Source organism: Arthrobacter sp. Hor0625 (genome assembly GCF_052567525.1).
The window spans coordinates 1,577,667-1,597,994 of record NZ_CP199586.1; the positions used below are offsets into that span (position 1 = coordinate 1,577,667).

The 20,328-nt window shown below is 69.2% G+C and carries 20 protein-coding genes; 13 read left to right on the plus strand and 7 right to left on the minus strand.

Annotated features, from left to right (window positions below):
• Position 1 precedes the first annotated feature (1 nt).
• Positions 2-499: a MarR family winged helix-turn-helix transcriptional regulator gene (locus ACTWLI_RS07180; protein ID WP_445155941.1), complete on the minus strand. Its 498-nt coding sequence runs from the start codon at positions 497-499 to the stop codon at positions 2-4.
• 118 nt (positions 500-617) lie between these two features.
• Here ACTWLI_RS07180 and ACTWLI_RS07185 point away from each other — a divergent pair, with 118 nt between their 5' ends.
• The 5 genes from ACTWLI_RS07185 (at position 618) to ACTWLI_RS07205 (ending at position 5,781) form a co-directional block, all read left to right on the plus strand.
• A complete protein-coding gene (locus ACTWLI_RS07185) occupies positions 618-1,553 on the plus strand; it encodes an SDR family oxidoreductase (RefSeq protein WP_445155942.1) in 936 nt (311 codons plus the stop codon).
• Position 1,554: 1 nt separating this feature from the next.
• Complete coding sequence (locus ACTWLI_RS07190) at positions 1,555-2,448, plus strand: amidohydrolase family protein (protein WP_445155943.1); 894 nt, start codon at positions 1,555-1,557, stop codon at positions 2,446-2,448.
• 1 nt (position 2,449) lies between these two features.
• Positions 2,450-3,664 (plus strand): acyl-CoA dehydrogenase family protein, encoded by a 1,215-nt coding sequence (locus ACTWLI_RS07195; RefSeq protein ID WP_445155944.1) that lies wholly within the window; start codon positions 2,450-2,452, stop codon positions 3,662-3,664.
• 27 nt (positions 3,665-3,691) lie between these two features.
• Positions 3,692-4,147, plus strand: coding sequence for a MaoC family dehydratase (locus tag ACTWLI_RS07200; RefSeq protein ID WP_445155945.1), 456 nt, complete (start codon positions 3,692-3,694; stop codon positions 4,145-4,147).
• 71 nt (positions 4,148-4,218) lie between these two features.
• Positions 4,219-5,781, plus strand: coding sequence for an acyl-CoA synthetase (locus ACTWLI_RS07205; RefSeq protein ID WP_445155946.1), 1,563 nt, complete (start codon positions 4,219-4,221; stop codon positions 5,779-5,781).
• A gap of 137 nt (positions 5,782-5,918) precedes the next feature.
• On the opposite strand, the gene ACTWLI_RS07210 is transcribed toward ACTWLI_RS07205, so the two are convergent.
• The 4 genes from ACTWLI_RS07210 to ACTWLI_RS07225 all read right to left on the minus strand — a co-directional run bounded on the left by ACTWLI_RS07210 (position 5,919) and on the right by ACTWLI_RS07225 (position 8,681).
• A complete protein-coding gene (locus ACTWLI_RS07210; protein WP_445155947.1) occupies positions 5,919-6,542 on the minus strand; it encodes a LysE family transporter in 624 nt (207 codons plus the stop codon).
• 61 nt (positions 6,543-6,603) lie between these two features.
• Positions 6,604-7,155: a dihydrofolate reductase family protein gene (locus ACTWLI_RS07215; RefSeq protein ID WP_445155948.1), complete on the minus strand. Its 552-nt coding sequence runs from the start codon at positions 7,153-7,155 to the stop codon at positions 6,604-6,606.
• A 95-nt stretch (positions 7,156-7,250) separates the two neighbouring features.
• On the minus strand, positions 7,251-8,066 hold the full coding sequence (locus tag ACTWLI_RS07220) for a methyltransferase domain-containing protein (RefSeq protein WP_445155949.1): 816 nt from the start codon (positions 8,064-8,066) through the stop codon (positions 7,251-7,253).
• A gap of 108 nt (positions 8,067-8,174) precedes the next feature.
• Positions 8,175-8,681, minus strand: a complete 507-nt coding sequence (locus tag ACTWLI_RS07225) for a MarR family winged helix-turn-helix transcriptional regulator (RefSeq protein WP_445155950.1) — start codon at positions 8,679-8,681, stop codon at positions 8,175-8,177.
• Positions 8,682-8,853: 172 nt separating this feature from the next.
• Between ACTWLI_RS07225 and ACTWLI_RS07230 the strand changes: the two genes are divergently transcribed.
• Positions 8,854-11,070 carry an MMPL family transporter gene (locus ACTWLI_RS07230; protein ID WP_445155951.1) on the plus strand — a complete coding sequence of 739 codons (2,217 nt, stop codon included), beginning with the start codon at positions 8,854-8,856 and terminating at the stop codon, positions 11,068-11,070.
• Between the two features lie 36 nt (positions 11,071-11,106).
• Here ACTWLI_RS07230 and ACTWLI_RS07235 read toward each other — a convergent pair whose 3' ends face one another.
• Entirely contained in the window at positions 11,107-12,069 is a 963-nt protein-coding gene (locus tag ACTWLI_RS07235; protein WP_445155952.1) for an NAD-dependent epimerase/dehydratase family protein, read from the minus strand.
• 159 nt (positions 12,070-12,228) lie between these two features.
• Here ACTWLI_RS07235 and ACTWLI_RS07240 point away from each other — a divergent pair, with 159 nt between their 5' ends.
• The 7 genes from ACTWLI_RS07240 to ACTWLI_RS07270 all read left to right on the plus strand — a co-directional run bounded on the left by ACTWLI_RS07240 (position 12,229) and on the right by ACTWLI_RS07270 (position 18,555).
• Complete coding sequence (locus tag ACTWLI_RS07240) at positions 12,229-13,032, plus strand: TetR/AcrR family transcriptional regulator (protein WP_445155953.1); 804 nt, start codon at positions 12,229-12,231, stop codon at positions 13,030-13,032.
• Positions 13,033-13,082: 50 nt separating this feature from the next.
• The gene (locus tag ACTWLI_RS07245; protein ID WP_445155954.1) at positions 13,083-13,535 is read left to right on the plus strand and encodes a hypothetical protein; all 453 of its coding nucleotides are present in this window, start codon (positions 13,083-13,085) and stop codon (positions 13,533-13,535) included.
• Positions 13,536-13,869: 334 nt separating this feature from the next.
• A complete protein-coding gene (gene dnaK, locus ACTWLI_RS07250) occupies positions 13,870-15,729 on the plus strand; it encodes a molecular chaperone DnaK (RefSeq protein ID WP_056737369.1) in 1,860 nt (619 codons plus the stop codon).
• A gap of 2 nt (positions 15,730-15,731) precedes the next feature.
• Positions 15,732-16,403 carry a nucleotide exchange factor GrpE gene (locus tag ACTWLI_RS07255; RefSeq protein ID WP_445155955.1) on the plus strand — a complete coding sequence of 224 codons (672 nt, stop codon included), beginning with the start codon at positions 15,732-15,734 and terminating at the stop codon, positions 16,401-16,403.
• 94 nt (positions 16,404-16,497) lie between these two features.
• A complete protein-coding gene (locus ACTWLI_RS07260) occupies positions 16,498-17,478 on the plus strand; it encodes a DnaJ C-terminal domain-containing protein (protein ID WP_445155956.1) in 981 nt (326 codons plus the stop codon).
• A gap of 10 nt (positions 17,479-17,488) precedes the next feature.
• The gene (locus tag ACTWLI_RS07265; RefSeq protein ID WP_445155957.1) at positions 17,489-17,911 is read left to right on the plus strand and encodes a heat shock protein transcriptional repressor HspR; all 423 of its coding nucleotides are present in this window, start codon (positions 17,489-17,491) and stop codon (positions 17,909-17,911) included.
• A gap of 242 nt (positions 17,912-18,153) precedes the next feature.
• Positions 18,154-18,555, plus strand: a complete 402-nt coding sequence (locus tag ACTWLI_RS07270) for a hypothetical protein (protein WP_445155958.1) — start codon at positions 18,154-18,156, stop codon at positions 18,553-18,555.
• 50 nt (positions 18,556-18,605) lie between these two features.
• Here ACTWLI_RS07270 and ACTWLI_RS07275 read toward each other — a convergent pair whose 3' ends face one another.
• Entirely contained in the window at positions 18,606-20,234 is a 1,629-nt protein-coding gene (locus ACTWLI_RS07275; RefSeq protein ID WP_445155959.1) for an FG-GAP-like repeat-containing protein, read from the minus strand.
• Between the last annotated feature and the right edge of the window lie 94 nt (positions 20,235-20,328).

Here is a 20,328-nt window from a genome sequence, read left to right on the forward strand (position 1 = left end):
ATCAATATTCGTTACTTGTCACGGGGCTCCGGGCTCGCAGGGCTTTGCGGAGCAGGCCCTTCAGCTGGCCGACCTCGGCGGCGCTGAGGGCGGCGAGGGCCTCGGCCTCCGCCGCTTTGGCCGCTGCTTCGGCCCGCCGGAAAAGCGCTGCACCCTCGGCGGTGGCGGAGACGATCTTGGCCCGGCGGTCCTGCCTTCCGGGGGCGCGCACCACCAGGCCGCGCTTCTCCAGTTCGTCGATCAGGGCAACGATCTGGCTGGGATCGAGGCTGAGGAACTCCGCCATCTCGCGCTGGGTGGGCTCCAGGTTGCTGGTGGCCAGGGCCAGCACCGAGTAGGAGCGCTCCTTGAGGCCGAACCCGGCCAGCGCGCGGTTGTTCAGCACCGAACCCGCGGCGTGCAGCTTGGCCAGCAGGAAACCGGCGTCGGCGCTGATCGACGCGGCCTCGAGCTTGTCCGCCGGGTTGCTGCCCGCGTCGGCCCCGGTCTCGATGGTCATGCGCGCTCCAATAGTCAAAAAAGTAAATCGTTGACATTTTCAATCATCCATACTTTCATGGATTCAGATCAGCATGCCATGCCGGTGGGCGGGATGCACAGCTAGCGAAGGAGCAGCGATGAGCCTGGCAGGAAAAGTAGCAATCGTCACGGGAAGCGGCCGCGGCCTCGGGCTGGCGTACGCCCGGGAGCTGGCACGCCAGGGTGCGGCCGTCATCGTGAACGACGTCGATGACGCCGTCGCGGACGAGGCGGTCCGCACCATCCAGGCCGACGGCGGCCGCGCGGCCGCCGTCGTCGCCCCGGTGGGAAGCTCCGAGGTCGCCCGGCAGCTGGTTGAGGCCGCCGTGGCGGAATTCGGTGGACTGGACATCCTGGTCACCAACGCGGGCATCCTGCGGGACAAGAGCCTGCTGAAGATGACGGACGAGGACTTCGACGCCGTCATCAACGTCCACCTGCGCGGTACCTTCACCTGTGCCCGCGAAGCCTTCGGCTACTTCAAGGAGCACGGGGTCGCGGGCCGCATCATCACCATCGGCTCACCGACCGGCCAGCGCGGCAACTTCGGCCAGACCAACTACGCCGCCGCCAAGGCCGGAATCGTCGGCATGGTCCGCACCTGGGCACTGGAAATGAAGAAGGCGGGCGTCACCGCCAACGCGGTGATCCCGGTCGCTGCCACCGCCATGACCAAGACCGTTCCCTACTTCCAGAAGGCCGTCGCAGCGGACGAACGCGGCGAAGCAATGCCGGCCTTCTTCCGCCACGACCTCGGCTTTGGCACCGCCGACGACGTCGCCGGGCTGGTCGCCTTCCTGGCCTCCGACGCTGCGGCCGGGGTCACCGGCCAGGCCATTGGCGCCGGCGGGGACCGGTTGCAGCTGTGGACCCACCCCGAGGCTGCCGCCACCGAGTACCGCGAGGGCGGCTGGGGGTACCAGGACCTCGTGGACAACTTCGGCGCACTCTTCGGCGACAAGCTGCAGAGCGTGGGCGAGGAGTTTCTGCCGTTGCCGGAGGACCTGCAGCCGGAACCGGCCGAGGCCCGCTGAGATGGCCGCCGGCCGCTACGAACTCGGCATCGATGCCGCCTCGCTCGACGCGGTCGACATGCATGTCCACCTCGAGGTGGACAGCTGCGGCCACGGCTCGCTGCCCGACGCCCTGACCGAGGCCTCCGCCAAGTACTTCAAGGCCGAGGAGCGGACCCCCTCGCTGGACCGGATCGCTGAGGTCTACCGCGAACTGAACATGGCCGCCGTCGTCTTCACCGTGGACGCCCGCACCCAGCTCAAGCACGAACCCAACAGCATCCCGGAGCTGATCGCCGGGGCGGCGCGGAACAACGACGTGCTGATCCCGTTCGGCAGCGTCGATCCGCGCACCGGCACCGAGGCCATCCAGGGCGCCAAACACCAGGCGGTGGACCTGGGTGTCCGCGGCTTCAAGTTCCACCCCAGCCTGCAGGGGTTCGACCCCTCCAATGAGCAGTTCTACCCGCTCTGGGAGGTCCTGCAGGAACTCGGGCTGCCGGCGATCTTCCACACCGGCCAGAACGGCATGGGCGCCGGACTGCCCGGCGGATACGGCATCAAACTCGCCTATTCCAACCCGTTGCTCCTCGACGCCGTGGCCGCGGACTTCCCCGAACTGCAGATCATCATGGCCCACCCCTCGGTGCCGTGGCAGGACGAGGCGAACTCGATCGCCACCCACAAGGCCAACGTGTTCATCGACCTCTCCGGCTGGTCCCCCAAGTACTTCCCGGAATCGCTCGTGAAGATGGCCAACTCGGTGCTGCAGGACAAGGTGCTGTTCGGCACCGACTTCCCGCTGATCACCCCGCAGAAATGGCTGGGGGCCTTCGCGGACCTGCCGCTCAAGGACGAGGTCCGGCCGAAGATCCTCAAGGACAACGCCGTCCGCCTGCTCGGGCTCGGTGGTTGAGATGGGCGTGCAAACCGTTGCCCGGGAGCGGCTCTACGGCGTCTGCGACTACTACGACGCCGAGTCCCTGCTCACCGACGCCGAGCGGCGCGTGCTGGGCCGCCTGCGTGCCTTCCTTGACGAACAGGCCCGGCCGCTGCTGGCCGACTACTGGGAACGCGGCGAGTTCCCGGACCAGCTGGCACGGCCGCTGGTCGACCTGGACCTGATGGAACCGGCGGACCTGGCTGGAACCTCCGGGCCGGACCGGGCCCCGGCCCGCGGCATCTACCACGGGTTCCGGACCTTTGAACTGGCCCGGACCGACGGCTCGCTGGCCACGTACTACACAGCGCAGGCCGGGCTGTTCCGGACCGCCATCCGGGTCGGCGCCTCGGCGGAGCAGCAGGCCCGCTGGATGCCGCAGGTCATCGACTTCTCGCTCAAGGGCGTCTTCTCGCTGACCGAACCGGACCACGGCTCCGACATCGCCGGCGGACTCTCCACGAGCGCCCGGCGCGACGGCAGGGACTGGATCCTCGACGGCGCCAAGCGCTGGATCGGGGGAGCGGCCACCGCCGACGTCCTGGCGGTGTTCGCCCGCGACGAGGCCGACGGGCAGGTCAAGGGCTTCCTCGTGGACCGTGAAGCCGCAGGCGTGACCGTGCAGAAGATCCACGGCAAGACAGCGCTGCGCATGATGCAGAACGCGCACATCACCCTCGAGCAGGTCCGGGTTCCGGACGCCATGCGGCTGCACAACGTCAACTCCTTCCGGGACGTGGCCGCCATGCTGCGGGCGATGCGTTCAGACGTTGCCTGGATCGCGACCGGCATGGCCGCCGGCGCGTTCGAGGCCGCGCTCCGCTACGTGACGGAGCGGCAGCAGTTCGGCCGGCCGGTCGGTTCCTTCCAGCTCGTCCAGGAAAAGCTCGCCCGGATGCTCGGCAACGTCACGGCTTCCTTGTCACTTGTGGTCCGGCTGACCGAACAGCAGGACAAGGGCATTTACCGCGACCAGGACTCGGCGCTGGCCAAAATGCAGACCGCGCTCCTGATGCGCGAGACGGTGGCGCTGGCCAGGGAGGTGGCGGGCGGCAACGGCATCACGCTCGAATCCGACGTCGCCCGCTTCCACGCCGACGCGGAGGCCGTCTATTCCTACGAGGGCACCCATGAAATCAACGCCTTGATCGTCGGCCGCGCGCTCACCGGCGAAAGCGCCTTTACCCGCTAACCACCCCACCCATTCCAGGAGGCCCCCATGCCCAATCTCGTCGTCGACTTCGATAAACTCCTCACTCTCGCCGGCACCGACCTCGGCGCCACCGACTACCGCGAAATCACCCAGGAACAGATCAACAAGTTCGCCGACGCCACCGGCGATGACCAGTGGATCCACGTCGATCCCGAACGCGCCAAGGAGGGCCCGTTCGGCGCCCCGATCGCGCACGGCTTCCTGACCCTCTCGCTCATCATCCCGTTCTGGGGCGAACTGTTCGACGTCGAGGGCGTCACCACCAAGGTCAACTACGGCCTGGACAAGGTCCGCTTCACCGCCCCGGTCAAGGTCGGCTCGCGGATCCGGATGCGCGCCACGATCGCCGAGGTCACCGAGGTCAAGGGCGGGGCCCAGATCAAGGTCTCCAACACCACCGAGATCGAGGGCCAGGACCGTCCCGCCGTCGTCGCCGAGTTCCTCGCCCGCTTCTACAAGTAAGCGCAGCGACCGGGGTCTGTCCTGCCCCGGCCGGCACCGCAGGCGTACCGTCTCTGTAGAAAGGAAATGCCGTGGAGAATTTTGGCATCGGCTCGTGGCTGCAACGGCGCAGACCGAAGTCGGGCGCGAAAGCCGCCGTCATCGCCGGCCCGCGCGAACTTAGCTATGAGGAGCTGGCCCTGCGCTCCGCCCGGCTCGCGAACGCCTTCACCGCCCGGGGGGTGGGAAAGGGCGACAGGGTGGCCTACCTCGGAGAGAACGATCCTTCTTTCCTGGAGACCCTGTTCGCCGCGGGCCTGGTCGGTGCGGTGTTCGTTCCGCTCAACACCCGGCTGGCGCCGCCGGAAATCCGGTTCCAGCTCCAGGACAGCGGTGCCGTGCTGCTGGTCCACGCAGCCGCCCTGGCCGCGCTCGCGGAGCGCGGCTCCGCGGAGACGGCGGTGCGGGCCCGCTTCGTCGTCGACGACGGCGCCGCGGCCGGCGCGGCCGACGGCGCGGCGGAGGACTACGAAGCCGTGCTGGGGTCGGGGGCGGACACCGCGCCCGACGTGCCGGTGGGTCTCGACGACGGCGCCATGATCCTCTACACCTCGGGCACCACCGGAAGCCCCAAGGGCGCGCTGCTGACCCACGGCAACATCACCTGGAACTGCGTCAACGTGCTGGTGGACTTCGATTTCGCCGCTACCGATGTGGCGCTGATGATCTCGCCGATGTTCCACGTCGCGTCGCTGGACATGGGTGTCCTGCCCACCCTCCTGAAGGGCGGCACCGTGGTGCTGGAAGCCCGGTTCGATCCGCGCAGGACGCTGGAGCTGATCCAGCAGCACCGCGCCACGACCATCAGCGGGGTTCCCACCACCTACCAGATGCTGTGCGAGCACCCCGACTGGGACGCCACGGACCTCAGCTCGCTGAACAAGCTGACCTGCGGCGGGTCCGCGGTGCCGATGCGGGTATTGGAGGCCTACGAACGCCGCGGCCTGCGCTTCTCCAACGGCTACGGCATGACCGAGACCGCGCCGGGGGCCACCAGCCTGCCCGCCGCGCGTTCCAGGGACAAGGCCGGCTCGTCCGGGCTGCCGCACTTCTTCACGGAGGTCCGGGTGGCCGACCCCCTGGACCCGGAGGCCGGTCCCGCCGCGCCGGGGACCGTGGGGGAAATCCAGGTCAAGGGCCCCAACGTCATCCGCGAGTACTGGAACCGTCCCGAGGCGACGGCCGAGTCCTACACCCCGGATGGCTGGTTCAAGTCCGGCGACATGGGCTACACGGACCCGGAAGGCTTCGTGTTCATCTCGGACCGGCTCAAGGACATGATCATCTCCGGCGGCGAAAACATCTACCCCGCCGAAGTGGAGCAGGCGATTGCCGAGCTCGACGCCGTCGGAAGCGTCGCGGTGATCGGGGTGCCGGACGAGAAATGGGGAGAGGTCCCGCGCGCCGTCGTGCTGCTGCGCGACGGCGCCCGGCTCACCGAAGAGCAGCTGCGCGCCCACCTGGATGGAAAGCTGGCCCGATACAAGATCCCAAAATCCGTCGTGTTCGTCGACGACATGCCCCGGACCGCCAGCGGGAAGATCCGCAAGGCCGAGCTGCGGAAACTGACCCGCACGAGCGGGCAGCCCCAGTAGCGCGAACGTACACTTCGCGCCCGCGGGGTGGCGCGAACGTACACTTCGCGCCCTGCGGGGCGTCGCGAACGTACACTTCGCGCCCTGCGGGGTGGCGCGAACGTACACTTCGCGCCCCGCGGGGCCGGCCGCGACGGCTAGTGGATGAGCGCCAGCAGCACGCCGACAGCCATGAACAGCACGCCGAAGGTCCGGTTCAGGATCCGCTGCCCGCGGGCGTCGTGGGTGAACCGCTGGAAAGTGGTGGCCGCCGCCGCAAAGAAGAACCACATGACCAGGATGTCGATCACGATCACCGTGGCAGAGAGCACGAGGTACTGCGGCAGCAGCGGCTGATCGGGGCGGATGAACTGCGGCATGAAGGCCAGGAAGAAGACGATCGCCTTCGGGTTGAGCAGGTTCACCCACAGGCCCCGGCGGAACATGGAGAAGGCCGGCTCGTTGCGAAGCGCTGCCGCCTTCTCCTGGTCCAGGTCCGGCTTGTGCCGGAACTGGACGATGCCGAGATAGACCAGGTACGCGGCACCGGCATACCGGATGACGTTGAAGGCCACCGGCGAGCTGGCCACCAGCACCCCGACGCCGAGGGCCACGATCAGGATGTGCACCACGAGGGCCGCCTGCTGGCCGAGGATGCCCCAAATGGAGCGCCGGAAGCCCGAATTCAGGGAGTTGCTCATGGTGTTGATGGCGCCTGCGCCGGGCGTGAAGCTGATCAGGACGCCGGCGCCGACCAGGGCCAGCCAAAGGGAGATTTGCACCTTTCAAGTTTACGGTTCCCGGCGTGCCTCCTCCGCTAGATGACGCGGGCGGCGGGCCCCCTCAGCCCTGCCGGAGGCCGTAACTGAGGATCATGTTGCCTTTGCTGGTCTGCTCCGAGGACTGCAGTTCAAGCCGGGTGAGCGGATCGCCGTCGTTGAACAGCCGCCGGCCGCTGCCCGCGATGACCGGGTGGACAATCAGCGTCAGGCTGTCCAGCAACCCGGCGAAGAGCAGTTGGCGGACGAGGGAGATGCTGCTGAAGACGCCGATGTCGCCGCCGTCGCCCTGTTTCAGGTCCGCGACGAACTCCTCCAGGGAACCCGGGATCAACTGCGCGTTCTGCCAGGCGAGGACCCCGGTGAGGGTCCGCGATGCCACGTACTTGGGCAGCGGGTTGATGAACCCGGCAAAGTCGTCATCGACCTGGGCATTCGGCCAGTATTCGGACCATTGCTGGTAGCCGACGCGGCCCAGGATACCGGCGTCGATCCGGCCCATCATTGCGCCCATCCCGGCGCCGAGTTCCTCATCGAAGCTGTCGAACTGCCACTTGAACGGGTCTTCCACCACCCCGTCCACGGAACTGAACAGGCCGGCCGTCACTTTACGCATGGGTGCTCCTCGCTGCTGGGTCGTTGAGTGCACCCTAGCGGCAGGAGCGGGGGCCCGGAAAGGCCTGCGCGGGACGCGGGTGCCGGCGGTTCGGCTCAGGCCCGGGCGATCACCTCGCCGTTCGGAATCAGGAACCAGCCGTCCTCCGTGGAGCCCCAGCGGTGCCAGCCGGCAGAGATCCGGGCCAGGTCCGCCGGGGTGGCGAACCCGTACTCGAGCGCCTGCTCCGCGAAGGCCGAATGCAGCACCCGCTCGCCCCACACCCGGGCCTGCCAGCGCCGCAGCTGGCCGGTGGCGTAGAGCCAGTTGCTGCTCGACGGCGCGACGTCGGTGAAACCCGCGGCCTGCGCCCAGGACACCAGCCGCCGGCCGGCGTCGGGCTCCGCGCCGTTCCGGCGGGCGATGCGCTGGTAGAGCTCCATCCACTCGTCCAGTTCCGGCAGCGCAGGGTACCAGCTCATCCCGTGGAAGTCGGCGTCGCGGACGGCCACGATCCCGCCGGCCCGGGCCACCCGGCGCATCTCCCGGAGCGCGGCCACCGGGTCGGTGAGGTGCTGCAGCACCTGGTGCGCGTGCACGACGTCGAACGTCTCGTTCGGGAAGTCCAGGTCGTAGAGGTTGCCGGCGGCGAAGCGGACGTTGGGCACTCCGCGCTCGGCGGCCAGGGCGCTGGCCTGCGCGATGACGTCGGGGGCGCGGTCGACGCCGGTGACCTCGCCGGGAGCGACCAGGACGGCGAAATCGCACGTGATACTGCCGGGGCCGCAGCCGACGTCGAGCACCGACACCCCGGGCGTCAGGTGCGGCAGGACGAACGCCGCGGAGTTCTGCGCCGTCCGGGAGGCGTGCGCGCGGACCACGGATTCGTGATGGCCGTGGGTGTAGACATCGTCGGGCTGCTGGGCGCTCATAGGCAAACGCTACGCCTGCGGCCCGGGGATCGGGGCGAACCCGGTTGCAGCAATTGCCCGTGGTCCGGGACGGCCGGCCAGCGAGGGACGGCCGGCTAGGGCGGCCGGCTAGCGCGGGTCGGCGGGGCCCGCGGGGGCGGCGGCTTCCTCGCCGGCGCGGACGGTGGCCTCGATCATGGCGGTCATGAAGCGGGTGGCCACCTCCAGCTCCTCCGGGGTGAAGGACTCCAGGGCGGCCGCCATGTGGCGGGCGAGCGGCAGGAACATCGCGCCGCCGTCGCGGTAGGCCTTGGGGGTCATCCGGAGCTGGACCTGCCGGCGGTCAGCGCCCTGCCGTTCCCGGACCACGTGCCCGGACTTGTCCAGCCGGTCGATCAGGGCCGTCGTGGCGGGCGAGCTCAGGTGCAGTTCGCGGCGCAGCACCCCCGGGGTGACCACCTGGTTCCGCGCGGTGTGCTGCATGATCACGGACAAGGCGTTCAGGTCCGTCCGGTGCATGTCGTTCCGGCCGCCGGCGGCATCCACATAACGGTTCGCCTCAAGGCTGAACTCCTGGAGCAGGTGCACCAGCGGCGGACCGTCGACGTCGGGACGCCCCGGTATCTCAGTTGCCATTGCACCCATCCCTCTCCCGCTGCTGCCGCCGCGCGGCCTGCGCCAAGCGCCCTCCGGAGTTTACTCCAGCGCCGCAGCAACAAATCTTACTAGCCAGGCACTTATATCGATCATGGAGATAATCTATGATTTACTAAAGTCTACTCCGCCCAGCCGACCCGAGAAGGACGCCATGAAGAGCAGCAGGCAAAACAGCACCCGAGTCCCGTTCTGGCTGCGATGGCTGGTTCCCGCCGTGCTGGTGGTTGCGTGGCTTGCCATTGCCGGGATCGGCGGACCCACGTTCGGACGGCTGAGCGAGGTCTCCTCCAATGACCAGGCCTCGTTCCTGCCGGCGGGCGCCGAAGCCACAGAGGCCAGGGACTGGCAGGCCAAGTTCCGTGACTCAAAGGAAATCCCTGCGGTCATCGTGATCGAAAACGATGCTGCGTTCACCCGGGCCCAGCTCGGCGAGGCCGCAGCGCTCAAGGGCAAGCTCGAGGAGCTGCAGGCCGGCAGTGCCGTGATCGGCCCCATTCCCTCCGAGGATGCCAAGGCCGTGCAGTTCGTGGTGCCCATCGCCTCCTCCGACGAGGTTAAAGAGGTGGTGAAGGAACTCCGGGACGAGGTGGCGGCCTCCGCGCCGGAGGGCATGCGCACATACGTCACCGGCCCGGCCGGACTGACCGCCGACCTCGTCAGCGCCTTCGGGGGCATTGACGGCATCCTGTTGCTGGTGGCGCTGGCTGCGGTCTTCGTGATCCTGCTGGTGGTCTATCGCTCGCTACTGCTCCCGATCGCGGTGCTGTTCACCTCGGTCTTCGCACTCTGCGCGGCGATCCTGCTGGTCTTCGGGATGGCGAAGCTGGGCTGGATCCAGCTCAACGGCCAAAGCCAGGGCATCCTCTCGATCCTGGTCATCGGCGCCGCCACCGACTACGCCCTCCTCTACGTGGCCCGCTTCCGTGAGGCCCTGACCCACACCACGAATCGCACCGCCGCGGCCCTGACCGCGTGGAAGGCCGCCTGGGAGCCGATCCTCGCCTCCGGCGCCACGGTCATCATCGCGCTGCTGTGCCTGCTCTTCTCCGACCTGAACTCCAACAAGGCCCTGGGCCCGGTGGCTGCGGCAGGGATCCTCTGCAGCCTCTTCGCGGCCCTGACCCTGCTGCCGGCCATGATGGCGTTGCTGGGCCGCACCGCCTTCTGGCCGTTCCGCCCCAAGCTGCTCCCGGAGACCGAGCGCGAGCCGGAACTTGTCACCGGCCTCGAGGGGCAGAAGGGCATCTGGCGCGCCACCGGGTCCCTGGTGTCCCGCCGGCCCCGCACCGTCTGGGTGGCCTCCGTCCTGCTGCTCCTGGTGGCTTCCGCCGGCGTGCTCCAGCTGAAGGCCAACGGCGTGCCGCAGACCGACGTCATCCTCGCCGCCTCGAACGCGGTGGACGGCCAGGACGCCCTGGCCAGGCACTTCGACGCCGGCTCGGGCAGCCCCGCCGTGGTCGTCGCCGAGGAAGCGAAGGCCCAGGAGGTTCTGGAGAAGGTCAAGGCGACCGACGGCGTCGGCGACGCCTACCTGCTGGCCGAAGGCAACGTGCCCATCGTTCCGGGTGCCCCCGGTGCACCGGGCGCCCCGCCCGCCACGCCGGCGGTCCGCGACGGCAAGGTGCTGATCAACGCCACCCTGAACTTCGCCGCCGACTCCAACGAGGCCGAGAACGTAGTGGTCAGCCTCCGCCAGGACCTGAAGGAGATCGACGGCGGAGCCTTGGTCGGCGGGGTGACCGCCACCGCCCTGGACACCAACACCACCGCCCAGCGCGACCTGGTCACCATCATCCCGGTGGTGCTCGCGGTCATCCTGATCATCCTGATGCTGCTGCTGCGCTCGGTGCTGGCCCCGGTCCTGCTGGTCGCCTCCGTGGTGCTGTCCTACGGCGCCGCGATGGGCGTCTCCGCCGTCGTGTTCAACAACGTCTTCGGTTTCCCGGGAGCGGACGCCACGGTTCCGCTCTTCGGGTTCGTCTTCCTGGTCGCCCTCGGCGTGGACTACAACATCTTCCTGATGAGCCGGGTGCGCGAGGAATCCCTCAAGCACGGCACCCGCCCGGGCATCCTGCGCGGGCTGGGCGTCACCGGCGGGGTCATCACCTCCGCCGGGGTGGTTCTGGCCGCAACGTTCGCTGCCCTGGGCGTCATCCCCATCATGTTCCTGGTCCAACTGGCGTTCATTGTCGCCTTCGGCGTGCTGCTGGATACCGTCCTGGTCCGGTCGCTGCTGGTCCCGGCCCTCGCCTACGACATCGGCCCGCGGATCTGGTGGCCGAGCAAGCTGGGCAGGCCGTCGGCCGACGCGGCCGGCCGCGCGGCTCCCGCCCCGGAACCGGAGTCTGCCGACGCCGGCGTCCGCTAGGCGGATCCCCGGCCGGGCCCCGGTCCGCAGCCGCCGTCACCGTCCCTGGTCCCCCCACCAGGCGACGGTGGCGGCGGCTGCTTCCTTAAGCGGGGTGGGCGTCAGGCCCAGCGCCGCCTCGCTGGCTCCGGAATCCATCACGAACGGACGCTCGAACTGGTACAGCATTTCGGTGAGCTCCCGCATCTGTGGCAGCAGGGCACCCATGATGCGCAGCGCGGCGCCCGGGAGGGCCGCGACCTTGGGGGAGCCGGCCCCGGCGGCGGCCGCGAACGCCGCGGCCAGCTGGCGCTGGCTCAGCGCCGGGCCCGTCGGAGCGTGCCAGACCCGGTTCCATAGCGCGGGGTCCGCTGCCGCGGCGATCATGGCAGCGGCCAGGTCAGGCACATAGGTGAACGAATGGGGCTGGTCCGGGCTGCCCAGAACCCTCAGGGTCTTGCCGGCGAGGACGGGCTTCAGCATCCGTTCACCGGCGTGCGCGCCGAGGACCCGCGGGCCGTAGAAGTCGCTGGCCACCACGCTGACGGTGTCCGCCGCGCTTGCCGCCCGCGCCGCCAGCAGTGCGGTGCGGATACCGCGCTTGCCGCCGGACGCCTCCCGGGGGCTGTCCTCGCGCATAGTCTGCTCCGGCGCGCTGTAGGAATAAAGACTTTCCGGAAACACGACGACGGCGCCCGCGTCGGCGGCGGCCGCCATCACCGCCTGTTCGGCGGCGGGCAGCTCCCGGCCCCACGATGCGGCGGTGTACCGGGAGCCGTGGATGCAGTGGAAGACGGCCCTGGCACCCTGGAAAAGCTGTCCAAGGTGCGCCGGGTCGGAGACGTCGACGGCGATCCGCTCGATCAGGGGATGGGCCGGGCCGCTGCCGGAGCGGGTAAGTACTTTCACGCGGTGGCCCGCGGCGGCGAGCTGTTCGGCGACGGTCCAGCCGACCGGGCCGGCTCCGGTGGCGACGTACAGGGCTGCGGCCGGGGTGGCCGGAACTTCGGGGGAAGGCATGGGAGTTTTCTCGCTTCGCTGTGGGGAGGGGCTGGTGCCCGATCAGGTTCAGATGAGAGAGCAGTGCTCTCAAAACAAGAATGCCCGCCTTGGCGCCGAAAAGCAAGAGCAGTGCTCACATTTGTTGCTGATGCTCTTTTCTGTGCCAAGCTAGGGGGCATGCCCAGCCGTGACGCCGCCCCTGCGAAGCCCCCGACGCCCCGCGCCCGCGCGCGGGCGCGGACCATCGAGGACATCATCCGCATCGGCCGGCAGCATCTTGCCGAGCACGGGGCGGCCGCACTGTCGCTGCGTGCCGTCGCGCGCGACCTCGGCGTTGTTTCCTCCGCCGTCTACCGGTATGTGGAGAGCCGCGAGGAGCTGCTGACGCTGCTTTTGGTCGACGCCTATAACGAGCTCGGCGATGCGGTGGACGCGGCCGTCGCCGCCCGGCCTGAGGGTGACTTCGCGGGAAGGTTCGCGGCTCTCGGCACGGCCGTGCGCGACTGGGCGCTGCGGGAACCGGCCAGTTACGCGCTGCTGTTCGGCAGTCCGGTCCCCGGTTACCAGGCCCCGGCCGAGCGGACGACGGCGCCCGGGACGCGCGTGATTGTCGCGCTGGTCCGGATCATCGACGGTGCCTGGCAGGCCGGCGAACCCGCCTTCGACCTGTCCCTCCCGGACTCCACCCTGCTGGCTGAGCCGCTCGCCGCCGATCTGGCGAAAATCCGGGCGGAGATGGGCCTCGCGGCACCCGACGCTGTGCTGGCCCGCGGCACCCTGGTCTGGACGGCGCTCTTCGGTGCGATCAGCTTCGAGGTCTTCGGCCAGTACGGCCAGGGGACCTTTGCGGCACGGGACGAGCTGTTCGCACATCATCTGGGAGCCCTCGCCGGCCTGGCCGGGCTGCGCTCCGGGGGCGGCGGCAGCGGCCGGCCGGACCGGCCGGGTGCGCCCCTGTCGCCGCCCGGCGGCGGTCGATAGACTGCCCCTGCGCCCGTGCGGGCGCCCACGCCTGCAGGAAGGATCCAAACATGTCTGAACACAGTGAGTTTGATCGAGCGGCAGCAGAGAAGCAGCACGGCTCCGCCCGGGTTCCGGCCGGCGCCGAGGAAGCGGGGCTTGAGGCCGATGCCGGCCAGTACGTCGAAGGCGACTACGGCGACGCCGGCGTGGCCGGCGAAAACCCGGCGGGTGCCCCGGAGGGTGAATACGCCGAAGGGGACTACGGTGCGGCCGGGGTGGCCACGGGTTCGACCGTAGGAACCGAAGAGGGGGACTACCCCGAAGGGGACTATGGCGCCGCGGGAACCACGGCACCCGACGCCCTCGCCGGCGAGGAAGGCGAATACCCCGAGGGTGACTACGGCGCCGCCGGCGCGGCCGGTGACCGGCGGACGTCCCACACTGCCCGGGACGCCGCGGACGAGGACGACGCAGGGCGGGACGGTACCGTCCGGGACGACGCGGGCCGCGAAGGTCGCTAGCTCCTCCGGAAGATATACGGGGCCCGTTCTCGGACAGCGAAACCACCCGAGGGGCTGCCTGCGGGCTGCCGGAAACGCGCGCCTTTGCGCGGGTTTCCGGCGGCCCGCGGGCCGGCGGGTATCCGGCGGTGATCACCCCCGAAGCAAAGTTGAGTCTGGTTGACTCAACTTCGGATTGACATCCCGGCGGGGCTGAGTAAAGTTGAGTGCAGAGCGCTCAATCAGTGGGCGCGCCTCGTCTCGACGGGCTCGGACTGCGGGAATTTCCCCCGCCAGCGGGCGTCCGGCCGAGTGCCGGGGCCAGTCAGTTTCCAAGGAAAGAAGGAAGCACCACATGTCACGTGCAGTAGGTATCGACCTCGGAACCACCAACTCCGTCGTCTCCGTTCTCGAAGGTGGCGAGCCCACCGTTATTGCCAACGCCGAGGGTGGCCGCACCACGCCGTCGGTTGTTGCTTTCTCCAAGTCCGGCGAGGTTCTGGTCGGCGAGATCGCCAAGCGCCAGGCCGTCAACAACATCGACCGCACCATCGCGTCGGTCAAGCGCCACATGGGCACCGACTGGAATGTCGCGATCGACGACAAGAAGTACACCGCGCAGGAAATCTCCGCGCGCATCCTGATGAAGCTCAAGAACGACGCCGAGTCCTACCTCGGGGAGAAGGTCACGGACGCCGTCATCACGGTGCCCGCCTACTTCAACGACGCCGAGCGCCAGGCCACTAAGGAAGCCGGCGAAATCGCGGGCCTGAAGGTGCTGCGCATCGTCAACGAGCCCACCGCCGCGGCCCTGGCCTACGGCCTCGACAAGGGCAAGGAAGACGAACTCATCCTCGTCTTCGACCTCGGCGGCGGAACCTTCGACGTCTCCCTGCTGGAAGTCGGCAAGGACGAAGACGACTTCTCCACCATCCAGGTCCGCGCGACCGCCGGTGACAACCGCCTCGGCGGCGACGACTGGGACCAGCGCGTCGTGGATTACCTGCTGAACCAGCTCAAGGTCAAGGGCATCGACCTGTCCAAGGACAAGATCGCCCTGCAGCGCCTGCGGGAAGCCGCGGAGCAGGCAAAGAAGGAACTCTCCTCCTCCTCCAGCACCAACGTCTCGCTCCAGTACCTCTCCGTCACCCCCGACGGCCCGGTCCACCTGGACGAGCAGCTGACCCGCGCCAAGTTCCAGGACCTCACCAAGGACCTGCTCGAGCGCACCAAGAAGCCGTTCCACGACGTCATCAAGGAAGCCGGGATCAAGCTTTCCGACATCGACCACATCGTGCTGGTCGGCGGTTCCACCCGTATGCCCGCCGTCTCTGAGCTGGTCAAGGAACTCGCCGGCGGCAAGGAGCCCAACAAGGGCGTCAACCCGGATGAGGTCGTCGCCGTCGGCGCCGCCCTGCAGGCAGGTGTCCTCAAGGGCGAGCGCAAGGACGTGCTGCTGATCGACGTCACCCCGCTGTCCCTGGGCATCGAGACCAAGGGCGGTGTCATGACGCACCTGATCGAGCGCAACACGGCCATCCCCACCAAGCGCAGCGAGACCTTCACCACGGCCGACGACAACCAGCCGTCCGTGGCGATCCAGGTCTTCCAGGGCGAACGCGAGTTCACCCGCGACAACAAGCCGCTGGGCACCTTCGAACTGACCGGCATCGCCCCCGCCCCGCGCGGCGTGCCGCAGGTCGAGGTCACCTTCGACATCGACGCGAACGGCATTGTGCACGTCTCCGCGAAGGACAAGGGCACCGGCAAGGAACAGTCGATGACCATCACGGGCGGCTCCAGCCTCTCGAAGGAAGACATCGACCGCATGGTCCGCGACGCCGAGGAGCACGCAGCGGAGGACAAGGCCCGCCGCGAGGCGACCGACACCCGCAACACCGCCGAGCAGCTCGCCTACTCCGTGGACAAGCTGATCGCCGACAACGCGGACAAGCTGCCCGAAGAGGTCAAGACCGAGGTCCAGGCCGACGTCGACGAGCTCAAGAAGGCACTGGAAGGCACGGATGACGCCGCCGTGAAGAGCGCGTTTGAGAAGCTGCAGGCTTCGCAGACCAAGCTCGGCGAGGCCATCTACGCCCAGCCCGGTTCCCCCGACGGCGCCGCCGGTGCCCAGGGTGCCCCGGCCGGCGAGCAGGGTGCAGCCGACGAGGACATCGTCGACGCCGAGATCGTTGACGAAGACGAGAAGAAGTAGCCATGCCGCACCACGGTAACGAAGAAGAGCACGGCGCTTCCGGGGACCGTCGCGACGCCGAGCAGCGGGACGAGAACCAGAAGCCGGTCATCCACGACAACCGCAAGGTTGACCCGAAAACCGGCCAGGCCCGTCATCCCGACCAGGAGCGCGCCGCTGCCGGGGAGCCCGAGGGCGGGGACGCACTGTCCCAGGCCGAGGACATCCTCAACAGCGTCGACGTTCCGGCCGCGGAGTCCGTCGCCCAGGGCGTCGACGCAGCGGAGGCGGAGGAGCTGAAGAACGACCTCCGCCGCCTGCAGGCCGAGTACGTCAACTACCGGAAGCGCGTCGAGCGCGACCGCGCCGTGGCAGGGGAGATGGCCGTCATCGGCGTCCTGAACGCCCTGCTTCCGGTGCTGGACGACGTCGACGCCGCCCGGCAGCACGGCGACCTCGCCGACGGGCCGTTCGCCGCGATCGCCACGAAGCTGGAGACCGCGCTGAAGACCTACGGTCTGGTGCGCATCGATGAGACCGGAGTGGAGTTCGATCCCACGATCCACGAGGCACTCATCCAGCAGCCCGGCGCCGACGTCGAAACCGACACGGTCAGCCAGGTCCTCCGCTCGGGCTACCGGTCCGGCGAACGGGTCCTGCGCGCGGCCCAAGTGATCGTTTCGGTCCCTGCGTAGCAACACCCCATCGAGATGACAGTTCGCGCCGGTGTTTCCCGGAAACATTGGCGTGAACTGTCATCTCGGCACTCAGATTTGAAAGGAAACGCCATTGGCTAGCCAGGACTGGGTCGACAAGGACTTTTACAAGATCCTTGGTGTCGCCAAGGACGCTTCCGACGCCGATATTAAGAAGGCTTACCGGAAGCTTGCGCGGCAGCACCATCCGGACACCAACGCCGGTGACACCGCGTCGGAGAAGAAGTTTAAGGACATTTCCGAGGCCTACTCGGTGCTCTCCGATCCCGACGAGCGACAGCAGTACGACGCCATCCGGGCGATGGGCGGCGGGGCCCGGTTCGCCCCCGGCGGTGCCGGCGGTGCCGGCAGCGGCGCGGGCTTCGAGGACCTCTTCGGGGGCCTGTTCACCGGCGGCGGCGGCCGCCACTCCGGCGGCTACAGCACCGCCGGCGGTATCCCGCCTGAATTCGCCGACTTGTTCGGCGGTGGCGGTTTCGGTGGGGGCCAGTCCTTCCAGCGCGGCCCGCAGAAGGGCGCGGACCGCACCGCGTCGACCAGCATCTCCTTCGCAGGCTCCATCCGCGGCACCACCATCGGCCTGCGCGAACCCGACGGCGAAGTCATCGACGTGCGGATCCCGGCCGGCATCAAGGACGGCCAGAAGGTCCGCGTCCGCGGCAAGGGCCAGTACGGCCCGGCCGGCAACGGCGACCTTATGGTGACCGTCTCGGTCAAGCCGCACGATTTCTACACCCGCGACGGCGACAACCTTCGCATCCACGTCCCGGTCACCTTTCCGGAGGCCGCACTGGGCGCCGACATCGAGGTCCCGACGATCGACGGGGACAAGGTCAGGGTCCGCGTGCCCGCGGGCACCCCGAACGGGCGGACGCTGCGCGTCAAGGGCCGGGGGGTCAAGCACGCCCGGGCCACCGGCGACCTGCTGGTGACCATCGACGTCGCCGTGCCGAAGAAGCTGAGCAAGGACGCCGAGGAGGCCGTGAAGGCCTTCGCCGCCGCCACCGCCGGCGAGGATGTCCGCGCGGGCCTGGCAGCCAAGGCCCGGCTGTAAGGATCCAGCCGTGGACATCGAGTTCGATCAGCCGATCTTCGTCATCTCCGTCGCCGCGGAGCTGGCCGATATGCACCCGCAGACGCTGCGTCAGTACGACCGCCTCGGCATCGTCTCGCCCAGCCGGGCGCCCGGAAAGTCCCGGCGGTACTCGCAGCGCGACGTGACCATGCTCCGCGAGGTCCAGCGCCTCTCCCAGGAGGGCGTCTCGCTTGAAGGCATCAAACGCATCCTGCAGCTGGAGAACCAGGTGGCCGCCCTGCAGCACCGGGTGGCCGAGCTGACCGAGGAGCTGGGCCGCCGCCGTCAGCCGCTGGACTCGCGCATCTTCGCCGCCGGTGCCGCGGGCGACGTCGTGACGCTGGCCCGCGGCCAGCGCCCCCGGGCGCGCTCGCAGGCCCTGGTGGTCTGGCGTCCCCGCGAGACCAACTAGCCGCGCCGGGGCCGCAACCAAGTAGTGCCCGGCACCAACCTGAGTACTCGCCGCAAAAGTCAGGTACCGGTACGCCCGGAGTCGGGTATCCATAGGTCGTGACTTCCACCCGCGCCCACCGGTTGAATGGTGCTGGCAGCCAGGGGGCGGCCAGGGACAACTGTCGGGGGGCAGCGCATGTTCACACCACTGATTCGACGACGCGCAGGGGCGCCGGCGTCCGCAATGATCGCGGACCGGCCATGAACTCCGGATTGCAGGCGGTAGCCGCCTTCGGTCATTCCCTTCCGGGCCTCGTCCTGCTCAGCCTGGGCCAGAGCCTGGTCGTGGTCTGTGTCTGCGCGGATCTGGTCCGTGCCGTCTCCGTGCCCCGCTCCAGGGGGCGGTATCTGGCGAACACCGCGTTCCGGACCCTGGCGCTGCCCTCGATTGCGATCATGGCGGTCGTCGTGCTGGTGCATGCGGCATCCGGGGCGTGGGAGCAGGTGGCCGGCGGCGTCTTCGTGCTGGTTTCCGTGATCTTCCGCTGGCACCACGGCCCTGACGAGGACAGCTGGTGGACGGGCAAGGGGACGGCACTCCGGCGCTGGGCACGGCGCAAACTGGCCGCCGCGGGGCCGCTGGTTGCGCCGGCGGCCGCCTGAGCCGTTCCCTGAACCTCCGGCCCGGCGCTGAATCCGCCGGGCGGTGCCGCCTAGAAGATGGCGCTCATGATGTTCCAGCCGCTCCCGGCACGGACCCGCGGCAACCACTTGCCGGTTCCATTGCCCGGGTACAGCCAGAGGACCCCGGCCTTGTCGCGGGCCAGGACGTCGGGCGTCCGGTCGCCGTTCAGGTCCCCGGGGCTCATCACTGCGGTCATGACGTTCCAGCCAGCGCCCAGCAGTACGCGGGGCCTCCAGGCGCCGGTGCCGTTACCGCGGTACAGCCACAGCCGGCCGGTAGCCGTCTCCCGCGCGAGCACGTCGGCCGTGCCGTCGCCGTCGAAGTCACCCGGGGCCACGAACGCGTTGAAGGCGTTCCAGCCGGCGCCCAGCGGTACGCGGGCCAGCCAGCCTCCGGTGCCGTTGCCCGGATAGAGCCAGAGCACTCCCGTCGAGGCCTGCCGGGCGAGCAGATCCACGCGCTGGTCACCGTTGAAATCCCCCGGGCCGACGATCGCGTTCATGACCTGCCAGCCGTTTCCGAGCAGGATGCGCGGCAGCCAGCCGCCGGTGCCGTTTCCGCGGTACAGCCAGAGTTTGCCGGTCGCGGCCTCCCTGGCGGTCACGTCCAGGGGTCCGTCACTATTGACGTCCCCCGGAGTTTCCAAGGCGTTGTAGCCGGTCCAGCCGGCCCCGATCCGGACACCCGGGAACAACGTGCCGCGACCCGTCCCGGGATACATTCGCAACTCGCCGGTGGCCGCGACCCGGGCCAGGACGTCATTGTTCCAGTTGCCGTTGAAGTCCGCTGTGGCTCCCGAGAGCGTGGAGGCCGGCTTCGGCAACGGCGCGAACGCGTACGGATCGCAGGTCAGGTCGTAGTCGCGGACGTCGTCGTACCACTGGGAGAGGTAGACGCGTCCGCCGGAAAAGCTGGCCTGCCGGCAGCGGTCCAGGGCCTCGGCCGGGTAGTCGAGCCGGCCTGCGGTGGCCCAGACCGGGACGCCCGGCAGCCGCCAGAAACCGGTAATGGTCTGCCAGCCGGAAGCGTAGGAGTAGAGGCCATAGGAGAAGCCAGCGTCCCGCAGGCCCCGCATGAGGCCCTCGACGACGAACCGGTTCTCCCGCTGCTGCACGGCGGTGGCGGTGGGCCAGGGCTGGGCCGGCCGCGGTTCCACGTCGATCCAGACGACCGGCGGCCGGAACCCGGCGCGCTGCAGGCTGGCGACGGCGTAGCGGGCCTCGGCGTAACCGACGTTCGAAAGCTGCCCGGCCCGGGTCGTTGCGGACCAGGGACCCTGCGCGCGGTAGGTGGTCAGCTGCGCCGCGGTGGGAAAAGCGGCCATGGTGTAGGCGTGGGCCCGTTTGTTGTTGCTGCTGACCCAGGCCACCTGGCTGGCCAGGCAGGGGTTTTCGGTGAAGGGAAGCCCCCGGGTCAGCCCGACCACGACGAACTGCGTGGTGGTCGGCGGCAGCGGCAGCCCCACGCCGCCGACCGCCGTCGGACACTGCGGCCACGAAATGTCATGGCCGTAGAGGGTGGCCGCCTGCGCGGGCGGGGCCGCCGCGGGCAACAGCCCGGCCACCAGGGCCAGCGCTGCCAGGACTGAGCCCAGCACCGCGGGAATCCGCCGACGCGGGCGGACCGAACCGCCCCTGAACCCGATCCGCGCAGCCATGGCCAGCTCCTTCGCCCGCGCTCCTACCGTTACGGACTATTGGACACCCGGCACGGCGGGCCGGGTAGGGCTGAACGGCACCGGCGTGCGGCAC

Bases quoted from the DNA above. Each gene is read 5' to 3' on its own strand.
- ACTWLI_RS07215 (WP_445155948.1), bottom strand. From the start codon at position 7,155: ATGCGTAAAGTGACGGCCGGCCTGTTCAGTTCCGTGGACGGGGTGGTG.
- ACTWLI_RS07190 (WP_445155943.1), top strand. From the start codon at position 1,555: ATGGCCGCCGGCCGCTACGAACTCGGCATCGATGCCGCCTCGCTCGAC.
- ACTWLI_RS07185 (WP_445155942.1), top strand. From the start codon at position 618: ATGAGCCTGGCAGGAAAAGTAGCAATCGTCACGGGAAGCGGCCGCGGC.
- ACTWLI_RS07220 (WP_445155949.1), bottom strand. From the start codon at position 8,066: ATGAGCGCCCAGCAGCCCGACGATGTCTACACCCACGGCCATCACGAA.
- ACTWLI_RS07180 (WP_445155941.1), bottom strand. From the start codon at position 499: ATGACCATCGAGACCGGGGCCGACGCGGGCAGCAACCCGGCGGACAAG.
- ACTWLI_RS07235 (WP_445155952.1), bottom strand. From the start codon at position 12,069: ATGCCTTCCCCCGAAGTTCCGGCCACCCCGGCCGCAGCCCTGTACGTC.
- ACTWLI_RS07255 (WP_445155955.1), top strand. From the start codon at position 15,732: ATGCCGCACCACGGTAACGAAGAAGAGCACGGCGCTTCCGGGGACCGT.
- ACTWLI_RS07275 (WP_445155959.1), bottom strand. From the start codon at position 20,234: ATGGCTGCGCGGATCGGGTTCAGGGGCGGTTCGGTCCGCCCGCGTCGG.
- ACTWLI_RS07245 (WP_445155954.1), top strand. From the start codon at position 13,083: ATGTCTGAACACAGTGAGTTTGATCGAGCGGCAGCAGAGAAGCAGCAC.
- ACTWLI_RS07225 (WP_445155950.1), bottom strand. From the start codon at position 8,681: ATGGCAACTGAGATACCGGGGCGTCCCGACGTCGACGGTCCGCCGCTG.
- ACTWLI_RS07270 (WP_445155958.1), top strand. From the start codon at position 18,154: ATGAACTCCGGATTGCAGGCGGTAGCCGCCTTCGGTCATTCCCTTCCG.
- ACTWLI_RS07200 (WP_445155945.1), top strand. From the start codon at position 3,692: ATGCCCAATCTCGTCGTCGACTTCGATAAACTCCTCACTCTCGCCGGC.
- ACTWLI_RS07240 (WP_445155953.1), top strand. From the start codon at position 12,229: ATGCCCAGCCGTGACGCCGCCCCTGCGAAGCCCCCGACGCCCCGCGCC.
- ACTWLI_RS07230 (WP_445155951.1), top strand. From the start codon at position 8,854: ATGAAGAGCAGCAGGCAAAACAGCACCCGAGTCCCGTTCTGGCTGCGA.
- dnaK (WP_056737369.1), top strand. From the start codon at position 13,870: ATGTCACGTGCAGTAGGTATCGACCTCGGAACCACCAACTCCGTCGTC.
- ACTWLI_RS07195 (WP_445155944.1), top strand. From the start codon at position 2,450: ATGGGCGTGCAAACCGTTGCCCGGGAGCGGCTCTACGGCGTCTGCGAC.